Source organism: Streptomyces sp. NPDC001219 (assembly GCF_053597915.1).
This window is the reverse complement of sequence record NZ_JBSFJF010000033.1, coordinates 53618-70534: the sequence shown is the minus strand read 5'-3', so window position 1 is coordinate 70534 and position 16917 is coordinate 53618. Positions and strand designations below refer to the sequence as shown.

Below are 16917 nucleotides of genomic sequence, written 5' to 3'. Positions count from 1 at the left end.
ACCGCCACCCACCGCCGGACGAAAGCAGAACGCCGTGCTGACCGTCGACTTTTCCCGCTTCCCGCTCGCTCCCGGCGACCGTGTGCTCGACCTGGGGTGCGGCGCCGGCCGGCATGCCTTCGAGTGTTACCGGCGCGGCGCGCAGGTCGTCGCCCTCGACCAGAACAGCGAGGAGATCCGCGAGGTCGCCAAGTGGTTCGCCGCGATGGAGGAGGCGGGTGAGGCCCCGGCGGGCGCCTCCGCCACCGCCATGGAGGGCGATGCGCTCAACCTGCCGTTCCCCGACGACAGTTTCGACGTCGTGATCATCTCCGAGGTGATGGAGCACATCCCGGACGACAAGGGCGTGCTCGCCGAGATGGTCCGGGTGCTGCGCCCCGGCGGCCGGATCGCCGTCACCGTCCCCCGCTACGGCCCCGAGAAGGTCTGCTGGACGCTCAGCGACGCCTACCACGAGGTCGAGGGCGGCCACATCCGCATCTACCGCGGCGACGAACTCGTCGGGAAGATACGCGAGGCCGGTCTGGAGCCGTACGGGACCCACCACGCGCATGCGCTGCACAGCCCCTACTGGTGGCTGAAGTGCGCCTTCGGGGTGGACAACGACAAGGCGCTGCCGGTGCAGGCGTACCACAAGCTGCTGGTCTGGGACATCATGAAGAAGCCGCTGGCCACCCGGCTCGCCGAGCGGGCCCTGAACCCCGTCATCGGCAAGAGCTTCGTCGTCTACGCCACCAAGCCGCATCTGCCCGAGGAGGCCGCGGCCGAGCCCGCGGCCGAGCCGTCGGCCAAGTCGGGTGCCAAGGCGACCGCCAAGCCCTCCTCCCGGCGTTCCTCCAAGGCGTCCGCCAAGCCTGCTGCCGGGGCCGCCAAGTGACGAGTCCCGGACGTACCGAACGGCTCGTCCTGCCGGGGGTGCTCACCGCCGAGCAGGCCGCCCGCACGGTGGCCGGCATCCTGGCGACCCAGCGGCCGGACGGCGCGATCCCCTGGTTCCGGGGCCACCACCTCGATCCGTGGGACCACACCGAGGCCGCCATGGCCCTGGACGCGGCCGGCGAACACGAGCGCGCCGAGGCCGCGTACGACTGGCTGGTGCGGCACCAGAACCCGGACGGGTCCTGGTACGCGGCCTACGACGACGGCGACGCCGAGGCCCCCACCGACCGCGGCCGGGAGACCAACTTCTGCGCGTATCTCGCGGTCGGCGTCTGGCACCACTACCTGTCCACCGGCGACGAGGCCTTCCTCGACCGGATGTGGCCGGCGGTGCACGCCGCGACCGAGTTCGTCCTGGAGCTCCAGCAGCCCGGCGGCGAGATCGGCTGGAAGCGCGAGGACGACGGCACCCCCGTCAACGAGGCGCTGCTGACCGGCTCGTCCTCCATCTACCAGGCGCTGCGCTGCGCGCTGGCGCTCGCCGAACAGCGCGAGGAGCCGCAGCCCGACTGGGAGCTGGCCGTCGGCCGCCTGGGCCATGCGATACGCAGCCACCCCGAACGGTTCCTGGACAAGTCCCGCTACTCCATGGACTGGTACTACCCGATCCTCGGCGGCGCGGTCCGTGGCGCCCAGGCCCGTGAGCGCATCGACGCGGACTGGGAGGAGTTCGTCGTGCCCGGCCTGGGGGTGCGCTGTGTGCTGCCCAACCCCTGGGTCACCGGCGGGGAGAGCGCGGAACTGGCGCTCGCCCTGTGGGCGATGGGGGAGTCCGAGCGGGCCGTACAGATCCTCAAGTGGATTCAGCACCTCCGCGCCGAGGACGGCATGTACTGGACCGGCTACGTCTTCGACGACGACGCGGTCTGGCCCCGCGAACGCACCTCCTGGACGGCCGGTTCGCTGCTGCTCGCGGTGGCCGCCCTCGGCGGAGACGAGGCCACCACCACGGTCTTCAGCGGCGAGCAGCTGCCGACGGGACTCGACCCGGACTGCTGCCGCTAGGCCCGCGGCCCGTACGGGCCGTCACTCAGGACCGTAGCCCGCGGCCCGTACGGACCATCCCGTACGGGCCGCCGGTCAGCGGCCGCCGGCCAACAGCCGCCGCGCAAGGTCCGGCAGGGCCGCCCGCCCCGGCGCGAAAAGGGGAGGCCGCCCCGCGAACCCTCCCGCTACTGTGCGCCGCATGACACTCCAAGGCTCCCTCAGCCATGAGGCCTACTGCGCCCGGATACTGGACGAGACCACGAAGTTCCGGGCGATCCTGCGCGACGCCGAGCCGTCCGCGACCGTGCCCACCTGCCCGGACTGGACGCTGGCCGACCTCGCCCGGCATCTGGGCGGTGCGCACCGCTGGGCCGCCGCCCTCGTCGCCACCCGGGCCACCACGGACCTCGACGAGGCCGACATCCCCGAGGGCGACGGGCCCGGCAAGGATGACGCGGCGGCGCTGGACGCCTGGCTCGCGGACGGCGCCGAACAGGCCGTGGCGGCGCTGCGTGAGGCCGGTCCCGACGCCGAGGTGTGGACCTGGGCGCCGGTGCGACGGGCGGGCTTCTGGGCCCGCCGGATGACCCATGAGACGGTGATCCACCGCGCCGACGCGGCACGCACCGCGGGCACCGCCTTCGACGTCCCGCCCGAGGTCGCCGCCGACTGCCTGGAGGAGTGGCTGCAGTTGTGCGCCCTGCCGCTGGTCACGGAGCACCGCGCGGAAGCGGCGGCCCAGCTCTTCGGCCCCGGCCGTTCCCTGCATCTGCACGCCACCGACGCCCCGCCCGAGCTGAACGCCGAGTGGCTCCTCGACCTCTCCGGCGACCGGCTCGCCCATCGCCGCACCCATGAGAAGGCCACCGTCGCCGTCCGCGGCCCGCTCACCGACCTGCTGACCGTGATCTACCGCAGGCAGCCCGCCGACAGCGGCCGGGTCGAGGTGCTGGGCGAGCGCGCGGTGTTCGACCGGTGGCTGGAGTGGGCCTCGTTCGGCTGAGCCGTCCGCGGCCGTCAGGAGTTCAGCTCGGCCAGCACCCGCAGCGTGTCCGGGTCGGGGGCGGTGACCAGCAGATCGGTGACCGGCCCCGCGCGCCACAACTCCAGCCGCTCCGCTATCCGTTCGCGCGGCCCGACCAGCGAGATCTCGTCGGCGAAGGCGTCCGGTACCGCCTGCACCGCCTCCTGCCTGCGGCCTTCGAGGAAGAGCCGCTGCACCCGCCGGGCCTCCTCCGCATAGCCCATCCGGGCCATCAGGTCGGCGTGGAAGTTCCGGGCGGCGTGCCCCATCCCGCCGATGTAGAAGCCGAGCATCGCCTTGACCGGAAGCAGCCCCTCGGCGACGTCGTCACAGACCACGGCGCGGGCCATGGGGGCGATGAGGAAGCCCTCCGGGGCCTGTGTGAGCGACGCCCGGTAGACGTCGGCGCGCTGCGGTGACCAGTACAGCGGCAGCCAGCCGTCGGCGATCCGGGTCGTCTGGGCGATGTTCTTGGGACCCTCCGCGCCCAGCAGGACGGGGAGCCGCGCGCGCAGCGGGTGGGTGATGGGCTTGAGCGGTCTGCCCAGGCCGGTGCCGTCCGGGCCGCGGTAGGGGTGCGGGTGGAAGGCCCCGCTGGTCTCCACCGGCCCTTCCCTGCGCAGCACTTGGCGGATCACGTCGACGTACTCGCGGGTGGCGGTCAGCGGGCTCCTGGGGAACGGCCGTCCGTACCACCCCTCGACGACCTGAGGTCCGGACAGCCCCAGGCCCAGCAGCACGCGGCCGCCGGAGAGATGGTCGAGGGTCAGTGCGTGCATCGCGGTGGCGGTGGGGGTGCGGGCCGCCATCTGCGCGATACCGGTGCCCAGTTTGATGCGGGAGGTGTGGGCGGCGATCCAGGTGAGCGCGGTGAAGGCGTCCGAGCCCCAGGCCTCCGCGGTCCACACCGAGTCGTAGCCCAGCCGCTCGGCCGCGCGGGCGAGTTCGAGGTGCCGGGGGTCCGGGCCGCGGCCCCAGTAGCCCAGTGCCAGTCCGAGTCGCATACCGGTCGCCCCTCTCCGGCGGACGGGTGCCGTCCCACGGATAGCTGACACTGCGTCAGGTCGATGTCCGCGAACTGTACGGCCGGGCCGCCGGCAGCGCAACGGCCCCCCACCCGCAGGGGCGAGGGGCCGTGAAAGGACCGCTGTGCGTCCGGGTGTCAGCCGCGCTGGATGCCGGTGGTGTCCTGGAGGACACCGCGCCGGCCGTCCTGGGTCTGCGCGATCAGCGCCTGGCCGCGCTGGTCCACCGCCAGGTACCAGGTGCCGGGCGCCAGTTCGGCGATCGGCGCGGGGGCGCCGTCCTCGCCGTACAGCGGGCGCGCGACGGGCACCGCGAACCAGAACGGCGCGAACTCCGCCGGGGCACCGGCCGCCGGGGCGGCTCCCATCGCACCGCCGGCCGTGCCGTCCATCGGCATCTGCTGGCCGTGGGGCTGGGCGGCCTGCGGCTGCGCCTGCTGCTGGGTGCCGGGGTAGCCGTAGCCCTGGCTCGCCTGCTGCTGCGCGCCGGGGTAGCCGTAACCCGGGTTGGGGCCGGCCCCGTAGGGGGCGGCGGCCTGCGGCTTCGGGGCGCCGATCAGGGCGGCCTGGAGCGGCGGGAGCAGCGGCGAGGCGACGGCGCCGCCGGCCAGGATCAGGGCGGCGATCAGGCCGATGATGAGGCCGGGGCCGGCGCTGTTGCTGCCGATGAGGGCCCAGAACGCCGTCCAGGCCGCGAACACGGTGAGGGCGACGCCGAACTGGCCGAGGTCGAGACCGGCGACCTTGCGCGGCTGCGGCAGCGCACGGCTGGCGATGATGATCGCCGCGCCGATCACCCCGGCCAGGTACACGCTCATCAGGCCGGACACCGAGTCCCAGGCGTTGAAGCTGGGGAAGGGGCCGCCGGCGGTAGAGAGGAACGAGGCGATGAACAGCAGCACCGCTGCTCCGATCACCACGCCGTCGCCTCGAGTGAGGGAGCGGATGTTCACGTAAAGGTCCTTTGTCGGTTTCGTGGGTCCGGTCGTCGCTGTCGCGGTGCGCCAGTGCGAGGCACGGCGGTGGCCACCTATCGTAAAGGGGAACCCGTCGCCGAATCCGGCGGCCCGTCCTGCTGGTTTCCGCGCGCTATCGGTATGTCGCGCCGGAGGGGGGTGCCGGGCGGGTTCCGGAGCCGGTCCGAGGCCGGTCAGTGCGTCAAGAAGTCCGTAATGCCCTCGGTGATCCCGCGTGCCGCCTTTTGCCGCCAGCCGGTGTCGGTCAATTGCGCGGCGTCCTTCGGGTCGCGCATATTGCCGCACTCGATGAACACCTTCGGCACCGTGGAGAGGTTGAGGCCGCCGAGATCCGCGCGCTTGTCGAGTCCGGTGCCGCCGCCGATGTAATTGGAGGCGGCGCTTCCGGTAACTGCCCGGAACCGCTCGGCCAGCCCCTCACCCAGCCGGCGCGAGGGTCCGGTGATCGCGGCGGTGTCGGCCGGGCCGTCCGTGACGCGGGCGGGCAGGATCACATGGAAGCCGCGGTTGCCGGTGCCCGAACCGTCGGCGTGGATCGACAGCGCGGCATCCGCGTGCGCCGTGTTCCCGATGCCCGCGCGCTTGTCCACGCACGGCCCGTAGGGGCGGTCGCCGTCCTGGGTGAGGACGACCTTCGCGCCCTCGGCCCGCAGGAGCGTACGGGCCCGGCGGGCCACGTCCAGGGTGAACGAGGCCTCGGCGTACCCGTCGTTGGTGGCGGTGCCGGTGGTGTCGCACTCCTTGTGGGCGTTGCCGATGTCCACCTGCCGGGCGATCTCCCGGCCGTGCTCGGCGTTGTGCGGATTGTGCCCGGGGTCGAGCACCACGACCTTGCCCTTGAGCCGGTCGCGCGGCCCGCGGTCCGCGGAGTCCTTGGCGCCCGGGGTGTGGCCGGCGCCGGGCCCGGTCGGGCCCCCGGCGTCATGCCGCGCCCCGTCGCCCGGCGAGGGCTGCCCGGCTCCCGGCCCGCCGTCACCGCCCGACGAGCGCCAGGCCAGCCAGCCCAGGCCGGCGACCACCACGGCGGCCAGCACGACGAGGAGGGTGCCGCGCAGGCGGCGGCGCGGGGGGAGAGAACTGCCGTTCGACACGATCGCGATCGTAGCCCGCTCAGATGCCCGGTCCGGTGCGCCGCAGGACGTGCAGCGACCGGTGGGACGAGACCTCGGTGAACGCGCCGGACTCCAGGGCCCTGCGGTAGACGCGGTACGGGGCCTGGCCGCCGTCCGCCGGGTCCGCGAAGACATCGTGGATGACCAGCAGCCCGCCGGGCGCGACATGCGGGGCCCAGCCCTCGTAGTCGGCGGTGGCGTGCTCGTCGGTGTGCCCGCCGTCGATGAAGACCAGACCCACCGGGGCCTGCCAGACGGCCGCGGCCTGCGGCGACCGGCCCACCAGGGCGATCACCTGGTCCTCCAGGCCCGCGGCGTGCAGCGTGCGGCGGAAGGTGGGCAGCGTGTCCATCCGGCCGACCTCGGGGTCCACGACGGTCGGGTCGTGGTACTCCCACCCGGGCTGCTGCTCCTCGCTGCCCCGGTGGTGGTCGACGGTGACGGCGAGGACCCCGGCGCCGCGTGCGGCGTCGGCGAGCAGGATCGTGGACCGGCCGCAGTAGGTGCCGACCTCCACCAGCGGCAGCCCGAGCGTGCCCGCCTCGGCCGCCGCCGCGTACAGGGCGAGGCCCTCGTCCACGGGCATGAAGCCCTTCGCCGCCTCGAAAGCGGCGAGTATCTCCGGCTGCGGAGCGTTCGGAGCCGTGGGAGCGGGCATGGGCTTCCTCCTGTGGTGCGGTCAGGGGCTCATCGTGCCGTACGCGGCGGCGCGCGCGGCGTGCGGGTGTCCCGGTCGGGGCATTCGGATATCGGAACGGCGGTTCACATTTCCCGCGCCGGGAGACCCGGCGGTTCCCGCCGGGTTCCGGTCAGTTCTCCCACTCTTCCCGCCGTTTTATCGCCGACGGTTTCCGTGATGCCCGAAAGCGGTGAATTCGGGGGGCGGGAGAGTCGGGGGTGCCGGGAGTGTGCCGGAGAGGGATGAGACGGGGGAGAGTCGGAGGGAAGAGCGGGCGAAATGAGTTCCGCGGCGGAATTCATCGGACCGTTTCCTGCGCGCATCCGCACCGTTCCCCGGAGAATCCCCGCGGTTCGGACCGGCGCCCGGCGGGGTGGGGTAGGGGAGGCCGTCATCCGGTGGCGGGCTGCGGGCGTTCCCGGGTGGTGCGCCGGACCTGTCCCGGGCGAGGGGTCGTGCCTGTCCCGTGAGATACGCGGGGACCTGCCCCGGGCGACGGGCCGTGCCCGCCCCGGGCGCTACGCCAGACCTCCCCCGGCAATGCGCCCGAGCCGGGCCTCACCTGACCTTCCGTCAGAATGAAACGTGTTCTAGCCTGCCCCGCATGGGCATTGGAATCACGCAAGAGCAACGTGACCTGGCCGAGGCGGCGGGCGGCTGGGCCGCGCGGGCGATGCCGCCCGAAGCGGTGCGCAAGCTGCTCGACACCGCGCCCGCGCGCCCCGGGCGCCCCGCGTACTGGGACCAGCTCGCCGCCCAGGGCCTGCTCGGCCTCCACCTCCCCGAGGCCGACGGCGGCGGGGGCGGTGACCTGCTCGACCTCGCCGTGGTGCTGGAGGAGTTGGGCCGCGCCGCGTTCCCCGGCCCCTGTCTGCCCACCACCCTCGCGGCCGCCCTCCTGCACCGCGGCGGCGCCCCGGCCCTCGTACGGGACCTCGCCACCGGCGCACGCATCGGCGCCGTCGCACTCGGCACCGGCACGCTCACCGCCGCCGAAGGCCCCGACGGCTATGTCCTGGACGGCACCGCGCCCCCGGTCCTGGCCGGAGCCGACGCGGATCTGCTGGTGCTGGCCGCGGAGGTCACCGCGTCCCCGGGCGGCGCCGCGGCAGCGCCGGGGGAGACCGTCTGGCTCGCCGTCGACGCCGGGACGCTGACCGTACGCGTCCAGGAGAGCGCCGACCCGACCCGGCCGACCGCCGAGGTGAGCGCGCACGGAGTGCCGGTGCCCGCCGGGCGGCGGCTCGGCGTCGACAGTGACCTGGTCCGCGATCTGGCCGGGGTGCTGTGGGCCGCCGAGAGCTGCGGCACGGCCTCCTGGGCACTGCGCACCGCCGCCGCGTACGCCGCGGTCCGCGAGCAGTTCGGCCGCCCCATAGGCCAGTTCCAGGCGGTCAAACACCTCTGCGCCGACATGCTCGTCCGCTACGAGCAGGCCGCCGCCCTGGTCTGGGACGCGGCCCGCGCGCTGGACGAGCCGCCCGCGGTCCGCGGACTGGTCGCGGCACTGGCCACCGCCACCGCCCTGGACGCCGCCGTCAGCTGCGCCAAGGACTGCATCCAGATCCTCGGCGGCATCGGCTTCACCTGGGAGCACGACGCCCACCTCCACCTGCGGCGGGCGACCGTCGCCCGCCAGCTCCTCGGCGGCGGCGACACCCACCGGCTGCGGGCCGCGCGGCTCGCAGCCGACGGCGCCCGGCGCCCGCTGCACCTGGAACTCCCCGACGAGGCGGCGGAGTTCCGCGCCGAGGCCCGCACGGTCATCGACGGCGTCCGCGGCCTCGACCCCGCGGCCGTGCGCCGCGCCCTGGCCCCCACCGGCTATGCCGCACCGCACCTCCCCGAGCCCCACGGACTGGGCGCCGGCCCCGTACAACAGCTGGCGATCCAGCAGGAACTGGCCGCCGCCGAGGTCCGGATCAGCGATCTGGGCATCGCCACCTGGGTCGTGCCCTCGCTGATCGCCCACGGCACCCCGGAGCAGCGGGAGCGCTACCTGCTGCCGTCGCTGCGCGGTGATCTGCTCTGGTGCCAGCTGTTCTCCGAACCCGAGGCCGGCTCGGACCTGGCCGCCCTGCGCACCCGCGCCGAGAGGACGCCGGACGGCGGCTGGCGGATCAACGGCCAGAAGGTGTGGACCTCCGCCGCGCAGGGGGCGAGCCACGGCATCCTGCTGGCCCGCACCGACCCGGACGCGCCCAAGCACAGGGGGCTGACCTTCTTCCTCGTCGACATGACGGCCCCGGGCATCGACATCCGCCCGCTGAAGGAGATCACCGGCGCATCGCTCTTCAACGAGGTCTACTTCGACGACGTGCTGCTGCCCGCCGACGCGGTGGTCGGCGAGGTCGACAACGGCTGGAAGGTCGCCCGCACCACCCTGGACAACGAACGCGTCCACATGGCCGACCAGTTGGCCTTCGACACCGGTCTGGCGGCGCTCCTGGAACGGGCCGCCGGGCTGGACGGATCGGTGCGGGCGCGAGTGGGCGCACTGGCCGCCGAGGCGCACGCGCTCGGCTGCATCGGGCTGCGCACCACCCTCCAGCAGGTGTCGGGGCTGGAGCCGGGGGCCGGTGCCAGCATCCGCAAGCTGGTGCAGACCCCGCACCAGCAGAAGGTCGCCGAGCTGGCGCTGGAGCTGCTCGGCCCGGCCGGCGCGGTGCGCGAAGGGGCCGGTGAGCGGGCCCTGCAGGGCTTCCTGATGTCGCGCTGTCTGACCATCGCCGGCGGCACCACCCAGGTGCAGCTCAACGTCGTCGCGGAGCGGCTGCTGGGCCTGCCCCGCGACCCGGAGCCCCGCCCCCTGATCTGACTCCCCGGACTCGGCCACCTCCAGGAGGACACACATGGCTGGCAAGGCGTACATCGTCGGCGTCGGGATGACCCGCTTCGAGAAGCCCGAGACCCGCGAGTGGCAGTACTGGGACATGGCGAAGGAGGCGGGCGGCGCGGCGCTCGCGGACGCCGGGATCGGCTACGAGGCGGTCGAGCAGCTGCCGGTGGGCTACTGCTACCAGGCCTCGACGGCCGGCCAGCGCGCCGCCTACGAACTGGGCCTGACCGGTATCCCCGTCTACAACGTCAACAACAACTGCGCGACCGGCTCGACCGCGCTGATGATGGCCCGCCAGTTCGTCGCGTCCGGCCTCAACGACTGTGTCCTGGCCCTGGGCTTCGAGAAGATGAAACGGGGCGCGCTGGGCGGCGGCGCGGACGGCGGCGACTTCGCCACCTCGCCGGTGGCGCGCCACTACGGAGTGATGGCCGCCGCGCACGGTTTCGAGAGGACGCCGCCCACCGCCCAGATCTTCGGCAACGCGGCCCGTGAGCACATGGAACGCTACGGCACCACCGCCGAACAGCTCGCCGCCGTCGGCGCCAAGAACCACCGGCACTCCGCCCACAACCCGAACGCCCAGTTCCAGGACGTCCACACGGTCGAGGAGGTCCTCGCCGCCAAGACCATCCACCGGCCGCTGACCAAGCTGCAGTGCTCGCCGACCTCCGACGGTGCGGCCGCCGCCGTGATCGCCTCCGAGCGGTTCGTACGGGAACACGGGCTGGCCGACCGGGCGGTGGAGATCGTCGCGCAGGCCATGACGACGGACACCGAGGAGAGCTTCGCGAGCGGGTCGTGCATCGACGTCGTCGGCAAACCGATGTCCCGGGCCGCGTCCCGGCAGGTGTACGCGGCCTCCGGACTCGGCATCGAGGACGTGGACGTCATCGAGCTGCACGACTGCTTCTCGGTCAATGAGCTGCTGACCTACGAGGCGCTGGGCATGTGCGCGGACGGGGAGTCGGGGAAGCTGGTCGCCGACGGCGCCACGACCCACGGCGGCCAATGGGTGGTCAATCCGTCCGGCGGTCTGATCTCCAAGGGGCACCCGCTGGGCGCGACGGGCCTGGCACAGGCCGCCGAACTGGTCTGGCAGCTGCGCGGCACCGCGGGCGGACGCCAGGTCCCCGGCGCCCGGGTGGGCCTGGCCCACAACATCGGCCTGGGCGGCGCCGCGGTGGTGACGATGCTGCGCAGGTGAGGAAGGTTGGGAGGGGGCGGGGGCCGGGGGGCCGGGCGTCGCCTTGGCCACGGAGCCGGTCGGCCACACCGGTGGGCAGGGCACCGGTAGTTAGCGTGTGACCGCCTCCGCGTTAACTCACCTCCGCTGATGGGTAGTTGGCCCTTCGGGGGCCCTTCCACCCCCTAGGGGCCCGCCACCCCCACCCCCTAAGGCCCCACCCGCCAAGGTTCACCGGCCAGGCCCCACCCCCAAGGCCCCCGCCCCACCCCCGCCGCCCCCGCCCCCCTGCGACTTCCGGCCCAGGTCTCCTGTCAGGTGGTTCATGCAGCGATTTACCGATGCGGGATGCAACCGACGAATGCGAGCATGGTCGGCATGCCGCCGATAGCCACCCCCGCCACCCTGCCCGAAACCGCGCGCCGGAGGCCGGCGCCGCCGGCCTGGCTGGTGATGCTGCTGGTCTGCTCCGGGCAGTTCCTGGTCGTCCTGGACGTGTCCGTGGTGAACGTGGCGCTGCCCGCCATGCGCACCGGTCTGGGACTGAGCGAGCTGGGCCTGCAGTGGATCGTCAACGCCTACGTCATCACCTTCGCGGGCTTCATGCTGCTCGGCGGCCGGGCCGCCGACCTCTTCGGCCGTAAGCGGATCTTCGTTCTGGGGCTGGCGCTGTTCACGGTCGCGAGCCTGGGCGGCGGACTGGCGCAGGAGCCCTGGCAGCTGATCGCGGCGCGTACGGTCCAGGGCATCGGCGCGGCCGTGCTCGCGCCCGCCACCCTCACCATCCTGACCACGTCGTTCCCGGCCGGTCCGGCCCGTACCCGCGCCATCGCCACCTGGACGGCGGTCGGCGCCGGCGGTGGCGCGGCGGGCGGCCTGGTGGGCGGGACGCTCACCGAATTCCTGTCGTGGCGCTGGGTGTTGCTGATCAATGTGCCGATCGGGGCGCTGGTGCTGAGCGGCGCGGTGCTGTGGCTCACCGAGAGCCGGCAGGGCGCCGGGCGGCGGCTCGATGTGCCCGGTGCGCTGCTGGTGACGGCCGGGCTCGGGCTGGTGGCCTACGGGATCGTGCAGACCGAGACGGACGGCTGGGCGGCGCCGTCCGCGCTGCTGCCGCTGGCCGCCGGGCTGGCCGTGGTCGTGCTCTTCCTCGTCGTGGAGGCGCGTGCCAAGGCCCCGCTGATGCCGCTGGGGCTCTTCCGGCTGCGCTCGGTCTCCTCGGCGAACGGGGCGATGGTGCTGGCCGGCGCGGCGATGTTCTCCATGTGGTACTTCCTGTCCCTCTATGTGCAGAACGTGCTGGGGTACCGGCCGTTGGAGGCCGGGCTCTCCTTCATCCCGCACTCGCTGTCCATCGTCCTGGGCTCCAAGATCGCGCCCCGGCTGATGAACAAGCTGGGTGCCAAGCCGCTGGCCGTCGCCGGTGCGGTGATCTCCGCCTGCGGCATGGCCTGGCAGGGCACGATGGACGTCGACGGCACCTACCTCGGCACCATCCTCGGCCCCGGCATCCTGATGGCGCTGGGCGCCGGACTGACGGCGACGCCGATCGCCTCCATCGCGACCTCCGGGGCCGACCCCGCCGACCAGGGCCTGGTCTCCGGCCTGATGAACACCTCCCGTCAAATGGGCGGTGCGCTGGGCCTGTCGGTCCTGTCCACCGTCGCCGCCGCCCGGATCGAGGCGGGCGACGGCCCGAAGGCCCTGGCGGACGGATACGGGCTGGCCTTCCAGGTCGGCTCGGTGGTGCTGGTCGCCAGCATTCTGCTGATGGTCTTCGCGCTGCCGCAGCGGCGGGCGGACGTGGCGCACGGCTGACCGCGCCGGCGCCCCCGCCGCCGGTCGGGCGGTAGCGCGGGCGCCCGGCCGCCGGTCCGTGGCGCGCGCCTCCCCGCCGAGCCGCGGCGCGCGGTGTGCGGGGCGCGCGGTGCGCTCAGCGTGCGGAGGACGGGCGGGCGTTCGCGGATCGGACGTGCCCTTGCGGACCGGACTCGCCCTACAGCCAGCCGTTCTGCCGGGCCGCCCGCACCGCCTCCATACGGTTGCGGGTGCCGGTCTTGCCGATGGCCGCGGAGAGGTAGTTACGGACGGTGGCCTGGGAGAGGTGGAGGCGGCCGGCGATATCGGCGACCGTGGCGCCGTCCACGGCGGCGGTCAGGACCTCGCGCTCCCGCTGGGTCAGCGGATTGGGGCCGGCGCTCAGAGCCGCCGCGGCGAGGCCGGGGTCGATGACCCGCTCGCCGGCCAGCACCCGGCGGATCGCCGCCGCCAGTTCCTCCACCGGGCCGTCCTTCACCAGGAAACCGGACGCCCCGGCCTCCATGGCGCGGCGCAGATAGCCGGGGCGGCCGAAGGTCGTCACGATCAGCACCTTGCAGTCCGGCAGCTGTTCGCGCAGATCGGCCGCGGCGTCCAGGCCGCTGCGGCCGGGCAGTTCGATGTCGAGGAGCGCGATGTCGGGGCGGGCGTCGAGGGCGGCGGCGACGATCCGGTCGCCCGCCGCGACCTGCGCCACGACCTGCATGTCCGCTTCCAGGTCGAGCAGCAGCGCCAGCGCGCCCCGCATCATTCCCTGGTCCTCCGCCAGCAGGACCTTGATCACCTGGTCCACTCCTCCACATCCGCCATCTCGCCCGTGCCGACCGGGAGTTCGGCCGTGACCCGGAAACCGTGCCGGCCGTCCCGGCCGCTGTGCAGTGTCCCTCCTGCCGCGGCCAGGCGCTCGGCCAGCCCCTTCAGCCCCGTGCCGCCCACCGGCCCCGGCGGCCCGGCCGGTGCCGGGCTGCCTGCGTCGCCGGCGCCGCCCGCCCCTGGTATGCCGCCCGTCTCCCGGCCGCCGTCCCTGTCCCGGCCGCCGTCCCCGGCCCTGACCTCGCCACTGCCGTGACCCCGGCCTCCGTCCCCGGCCTCGTCCGCCTCCCCGCCGCGCCCCGGCACACGGTCCCGGAGCCACGTGAGGCCGGGGGCCGCGGCGGCGCCGGAGTTCAGGGGGCCGCGGCCGTCGTCCGTGATCGTCAGCCGTACCCGTTCCTCGTCGGTGTGCAGGGCGATCTCGCAGCGGGTGGCGCCGCTGTGCCGGACGGTGTTGGTGACGCCCTCGCGGACCACCCAGCCCAGCAGCGCGCCGGTCTGCGGGGGCAGTGGCGGCCCGGCCTGCCGGACAACGGGCTCGATACCGGCCGCCTCCAGCGCCGAACGGGCCCGGTCCAGCTCGGTGGTCAGGCTGCCCTCGCGATAGCCGGTGACCGCCTCGCGGATCTCGGTCAGCGCCTGCCGGCCGACCGCCTCGATGTCGGTGGCCTGGGCGAGTGCCGCGTCCAGGTCGCGCGGCGCCAGTCTGCGGACCGCCTCGGCCTTCACCACGACCACGGACAGGGTGTGCCCCAGCAGGTCGTGCAGATCGCGGGAGAAGCGCAGCCGCTCCTTCTCGACGGCGCTGCGGGCCAGTTCCTGGCGGGTGGCGTTGAGCTCCTGGATGGTGTCGAACAGGCTCAGGACCGAGGCCGTCACCATGCCGGACAGGAAGGTGCCGTACCCGATGCCGAACCCGCCCCACGGGTCGTCGTCGTGCCAGCCGGTGAGGTAGCCGGCCGTGCCGCTGAGCGTGATGAGCCAGACGGCGAGCTTCTTGCCGCGCAGCATCCGGACCGTGCCCGAGGCCAGCGACAGCAGCGGGAAGAACAGGAACCAGTTGCCGCCGAAGCCGATCGCGATGGCGAAGGTGACGACGGCCAGCATCCCCAGGGCGTACAGGGGGCGGCGGGAGTCACGCAGCCGCGGGTTGAACGAGGACCAGACGACGCTGACGTAGAGGGAGTTGAAGGCGAGCAGTCCGAGACCGGCCAGCCAGGGGTTGCCGGTCTTGCCCTGGATGAGGTTGGAGAAGGCGCCCAGGCCCATCAGCAGCCAGGGCAGGAAGGCGTACTTGCCGGGCCCCCTGCCGCGCTTCCGGCCCAGCGGTCCCAGCCGGCCCGTCCGTCCGGGCCGGCAGAAGCCCTCGCTGCCGTTCGTGCCGCCGGGGTCGTCCTTCTCGCCCGCGGTCGGTCGTTCCGTGTGCTGCATGGCCGCTTCCCAGGTCTGCGCCATCGCCGGTCACACCGTTCGTGCGGCCCGGCGGTACGCGTACACCGCGTATCCGCCGAAGACTGCCAGCCAGACGGCCAGCACCGCCACCGAAGCCAGGCCGGGCGCGCTGCCGTGGGTGACGCTGCGGCCGAGTTCGGCGAAGCGGTTGCCGGGCGTCCAGGCGGACAGCGAGCGCAGCCAGTCGGGGAACAGTTCGGGCGGGAACCACAGACCGCCGATGATCGACAGCAGCAGCACACAGCCGGTGTTGACGACGCCGGTGGACTGTGCGGACAGGCCGTAGCCGTTGCCGAGGCCGAGCAGGGTGAACGGGACGGTGCCTATCCACAGCAGCCCGGCCAGCGCGGCCCACTGCCAGGCCGGCAGCCGGACGCCGTTGACCAGCGCGCCCACCAGCAGGACGGAGGCGACGGCCGGCAGCACCGTCACCGAGCCGGTCAGCCCGCGGCCCACCACCACCCGGACGGGGCTCAGCGGGGTGATGCGCAGCTGGCGCAGCCAGCCCAGCTGCTTGTCCTCGGCGACACCGGTGCCGGTGCCGATCGCCGTGCCCAGCGCGCCGTAGGCGGCCATGCCGACCATCGAGGCGATCTTCCACTCCGGGTCGGCGCCGCCCGGCCCGACGCCGATGTTGGTCATCAGCAGGTACATCAGTACCGGCATCCCGATGCCGAAGATGACGAAGCCCCGGTCACGGAGGGTGCGGCGGACTTCGAGACGGAGGTAGTCGAGCATCACACGGTCTCCTTCGCGGAGCGGGTGCCGGCGCCCGCCGGGGCAGCGGGGGCGGCTTCGGCGGAGGTCAGCGCGAGGAACGCGTCCTCCAGGCTGGCGGGGGTGACCTCTAGTCCGCGGACGAGCCCGAGCCCGGCCAGCGCCAGGACCGTGGCGTCCGGGTCCGCCGTCCGCAGCAGCGCGCGGTCGCCGCGCACCTCCACGGAGCTCACCCCGGGCAGCCCGGACAGGGGCCCGGTGGCCGCGCCCGCGAGGTCGAAGGAGACCCGTGAGCCGCCGGCCCGCCGCTTGATCGCCGTGCCGCTGCCGTCGGCGGCCACCCGGCCGCGGTCCATGACCACGATCCGGTCGGCGTGCTCGTCGGCCTCCTCCAGGTAGTGCGTGGAGAAGAGGACGGTGCGGCCCCGGCGGGCGTAGGCGCGCATCGAGCGCCAGAAGGCGCGGCGCGCCTCGACGTCCAGTGCCGCGGTCGGCTCGTCGAGCACCAGCAGTTCGGGGTTGCCGGCCAGCGCCACGGCGAAGCGGACCCGCTGGGCCTGCCCGCCGGACAGGCCGTCCACCCGCCGCCCGCCGAACTCCTCCAGGCCCGCCAGCGTCAGGGCCTCGGTGACATCCATCGGGTCCGGGTAGGTGGCGGTGACGAAGGTGAGCAGTTCGCGGACGGTGACCCGCGGGATGGCCTTGCCGTCCTGCAGCATGGCGCCCACCCGGCCCGCGCGCACCGCCGCCTCCGGGGTGCCGCCGAACAGCCGGACCGTCCCGGAGCTGGGCGGCAGCAGCCCCAGCAGCATGTTGATGGTGGTGGACTTCCCCGCGCCGTTGCGCCCGAGCAGTGCGACCGTCCCGCCCGTCGCGATCTCCAGCTCCAGCCCGTCCACGGCCCGCATCGCGCCGTAACTCCGCGTCACCCCGGTGAAGGCCACCGCCGCGGCGCCGCCCACCCCTTCCGTCGTGCTGCTGCCCGGCCTCGTCGCCTCTGCCATGCCCGTGCCGCCTCTCCTCTGCATGACCTCGACGTTACGGAGCGTGGTCGGTTCGCGGGAGAGGCGAATGTCGGTGATCTCCTCTGACAAATGTCATGGCTCGGCGCAACGAAAGTGGGGCCGCGCACCGGCCGTCGGGGCCCGTGCCGCGCGGGCGAGGGCCCGCGCCACCCGGTCCCGGACCCGGCCAGGAGCCCGGCCCGGCCGAGAGCCCCGTCCCCGCCCGCTCTCCGCCGTCCGCGCGACCCGGATCTGACAAACCGTCAGGGGTCTTCCCGGTGCCGGACGGATCGGCTATACATGAGGACCATCGGCTAGAACGCGTTCTAGAAGTGTGCCCTGTGC

The 16917-nt window shown here is 73.7% G+C and carries 14 protein-coding genes; 6 read left to right on the top strand and 8 right to left on the bottom strand.

The annotated features are described in order from the left end of the window. Positions 1 to 34: 34 nt before the first annotated feature. From ACWC9R_RS21645 to ACWC9R_RS21635, 3 genes are all read left to right on the top strand, one after another. Positions 35 to 877, top strand: coding sequence for a class I SAM-dependent methyltransferase (locus ACWC9R_RS21645; RefSeq protein ID WP_450733725.1), 843 nt, complete (start codon positions 35 to 37; stop codon positions 875 to 877). Next, the gene (locus ACWC9R_RS21640; protein ID WP_450733724.1) at positions 874 to 1944 is read left to right on the top strand and encodes a prenyltransferase/squalene oxidase repeat-containing protein; all 1071 of its coding nucleotides are present in this window, start codon (positions 874 to 876) and stop codon (positions 1942 to 1944) included. Before ACWC9R_RS21645 ends, ACWC9R_RS21640 begins: the two co-directional genes overlap by 4 nt. Before the next feature lie 181 nt (positions 1945 to 2125). Continuing rightward, positions 2126 to 2929 (top strand): maleylpyruvate isomerase N-terminal domain-containing protein, encoded by an 804-nt coding sequence (locus tag ACWC9R_RS21635; RefSeq protein WP_450733723.1) that lies wholly within the window; start codon positions 2126 to 2128, stop codon positions 2927 to 2929. Positions 2930 to 2943: 14 nt separating this feature from the next. On the opposite strand, the gene ACWC9R_RS21630 is transcribed toward ACWC9R_RS21635, so the two are convergent. The 4 genes from ACWC9R_RS21630 to ACWC9R_RS21615 all read right to left on the bottom strand — a co-directional run bounded on the left by ACWC9R_RS21630 (position 2944) and on the right by ACWC9R_RS21615 (position 6722). Continuing rightward, positions 2944 to 3954 (bottom strand): LLM class F420-dependent oxidoreductase, encoded by a 1011-nt coding sequence (locus tag ACWC9R_RS21630; protein WP_450733721.1) that lies wholly within the window; start codon positions 3952 to 3954, stop codon positions 2944 to 2946. A gap of 158 nt (positions 3955 to 4112) precedes the next feature. After that, on the bottom strand, positions 4113 to 4928 hold the full coding sequence (locus tag ACWC9R_RS21625) for a DUF5336 domain-containing protein (RefSeq protein WP_450733720.1): 816 nt from the start codon (positions 4926 to 4928) through the stop codon (positions 4113 to 4115). A gap of 197 nt (positions 4929 to 5125) precedes the next feature. Further along, complete coding sequence (locus ACWC9R_RS21620; protein ID WP_450733718.1) at positions 5126 to 6043, bottom strand: N-acetylmuramoyl-L-alanine amidase; 918 nt, start codon at positions 6041 to 6043, stop codon at positions 5126 to 5128. A gap of 19 nt (positions 6044 to 6062) precedes the next feature. Continuing rightward, positions 6063 to 6722, bottom strand: a complete 660-nt coding sequence (locus ACWC9R_RS21615; RefSeq protein WP_450733716.1) for a class I SAM-dependent methyltransferase — start codon at positions 6720 to 6722, stop codon at positions 6063 to 6065. 625 nt (positions 6723 to 7347) lie between these two features. On the opposite strand from ACWC9R_RS21615, the gene ACWC9R_RS21610 reads away from it, so the two are divergent. The 3 genes from ACWC9R_RS21610 to ACWC9R_RS21600 all read left to right on the top strand — a co-directional run bounded on the left by ACWC9R_RS21610 (position 7348) and on the right by ACWC9R_RS21600 (position 12586). Continuing rightward, positions 7348 to 9561 carry an acyl-CoA dehydrogenase gene (locus tag ACWC9R_RS21610; RefSeq protein WP_450733714.1) on the top strand — a complete coding sequence of 738 codons (2214 nt, stop codon included), beginning with the start codon at positions 7348 to 7350 and terminating at the stop codon, positions 9559 to 9561. A gap of 34 nt (positions 9562 to 9595) precedes the next feature. After that, positions 9596 to 10789, top strand: a complete 1194-nt coding sequence (locus ACWC9R_RS21605) for a lipid-transfer protein (protein WP_450733712.1) — start codon at positions 9596 to 9598, stop codon at positions 10787 to 10789. Between the two features lie 348 nt (positions 10790 to 11137). Continuing rightward, complete coding sequence (locus ACWC9R_RS21600) at positions 11138 to 12586, top strand: MFS transporter (protein ID WP_450733755.1); 1449 nt, start codon at positions 11138 to 11140, stop codon at positions 12584 to 12586. A gap of 178 nt (positions 12587 to 12764) precedes the next feature. Here ACWC9R_RS21600 and ACWC9R_RS21595 read toward each other — a convergent pair whose 3' ends face one another. Genes ACWC9R_RS21595 through ACWC9R_RS21580 form a run of 4 tightly spaced genes read right to left on the bottom strand, consistent with a single transcriptional unit; the run spans position 12765 to position 16476 of the window. Continuing rightward, positions 12765 to 13370 carry a response regulator gene (locus tag ACWC9R_RS21595; protein ID WP_450733710.1) on the bottom strand — a complete coding sequence of 202 codons (606 nt, stop codon included), beginning with the start codon at positions 13368 to 13370 and terminating at the stop codon, positions 12765 to 12767. Continuing rightward, on the bottom strand, positions 13367 to 14854 hold the full coding sequence (locus ACWC9R_RS21590; protein WP_450733708.1) for a sensor histidine kinase: 1488 nt from the start codon (positions 14852 to 14854) through the stop codon (positions 13367 to 13369). The genes ACWC9R_RS21595 and ACWC9R_RS21590 overlap by 4 nt, the downstream gene beginning before the upstream one ends. A gap of 6 nt (positions 14855 to 14860) precedes the next feature. After that, positions 14861 to 15589: an ABC transporter permease gene (locus tag ACWC9R_RS21585; protein ID WP_450733706.1), complete on the bottom strand. Its 729-nt coding sequence runs from the start codon at positions 15587 to 15589 to the stop codon at positions 14861 to 14863. Continuing rightward, positions 15589 to 16476, bottom strand: coding sequence for an ABC transporter ATP-binding protein (locus ACWC9R_RS21580; protein ID WP_450733754.1), 888 nt, complete (start codon positions 16474 to 16476; stop codon positions 15589 to 15591). The genes ACWC9R_RS21585 and ACWC9R_RS21580 overlap by 1 nt, the downstream gene beginning before the upstream one ends. Between the last annotated feature and the right edge of the window lie 441 nt (positions 16477 to 16917).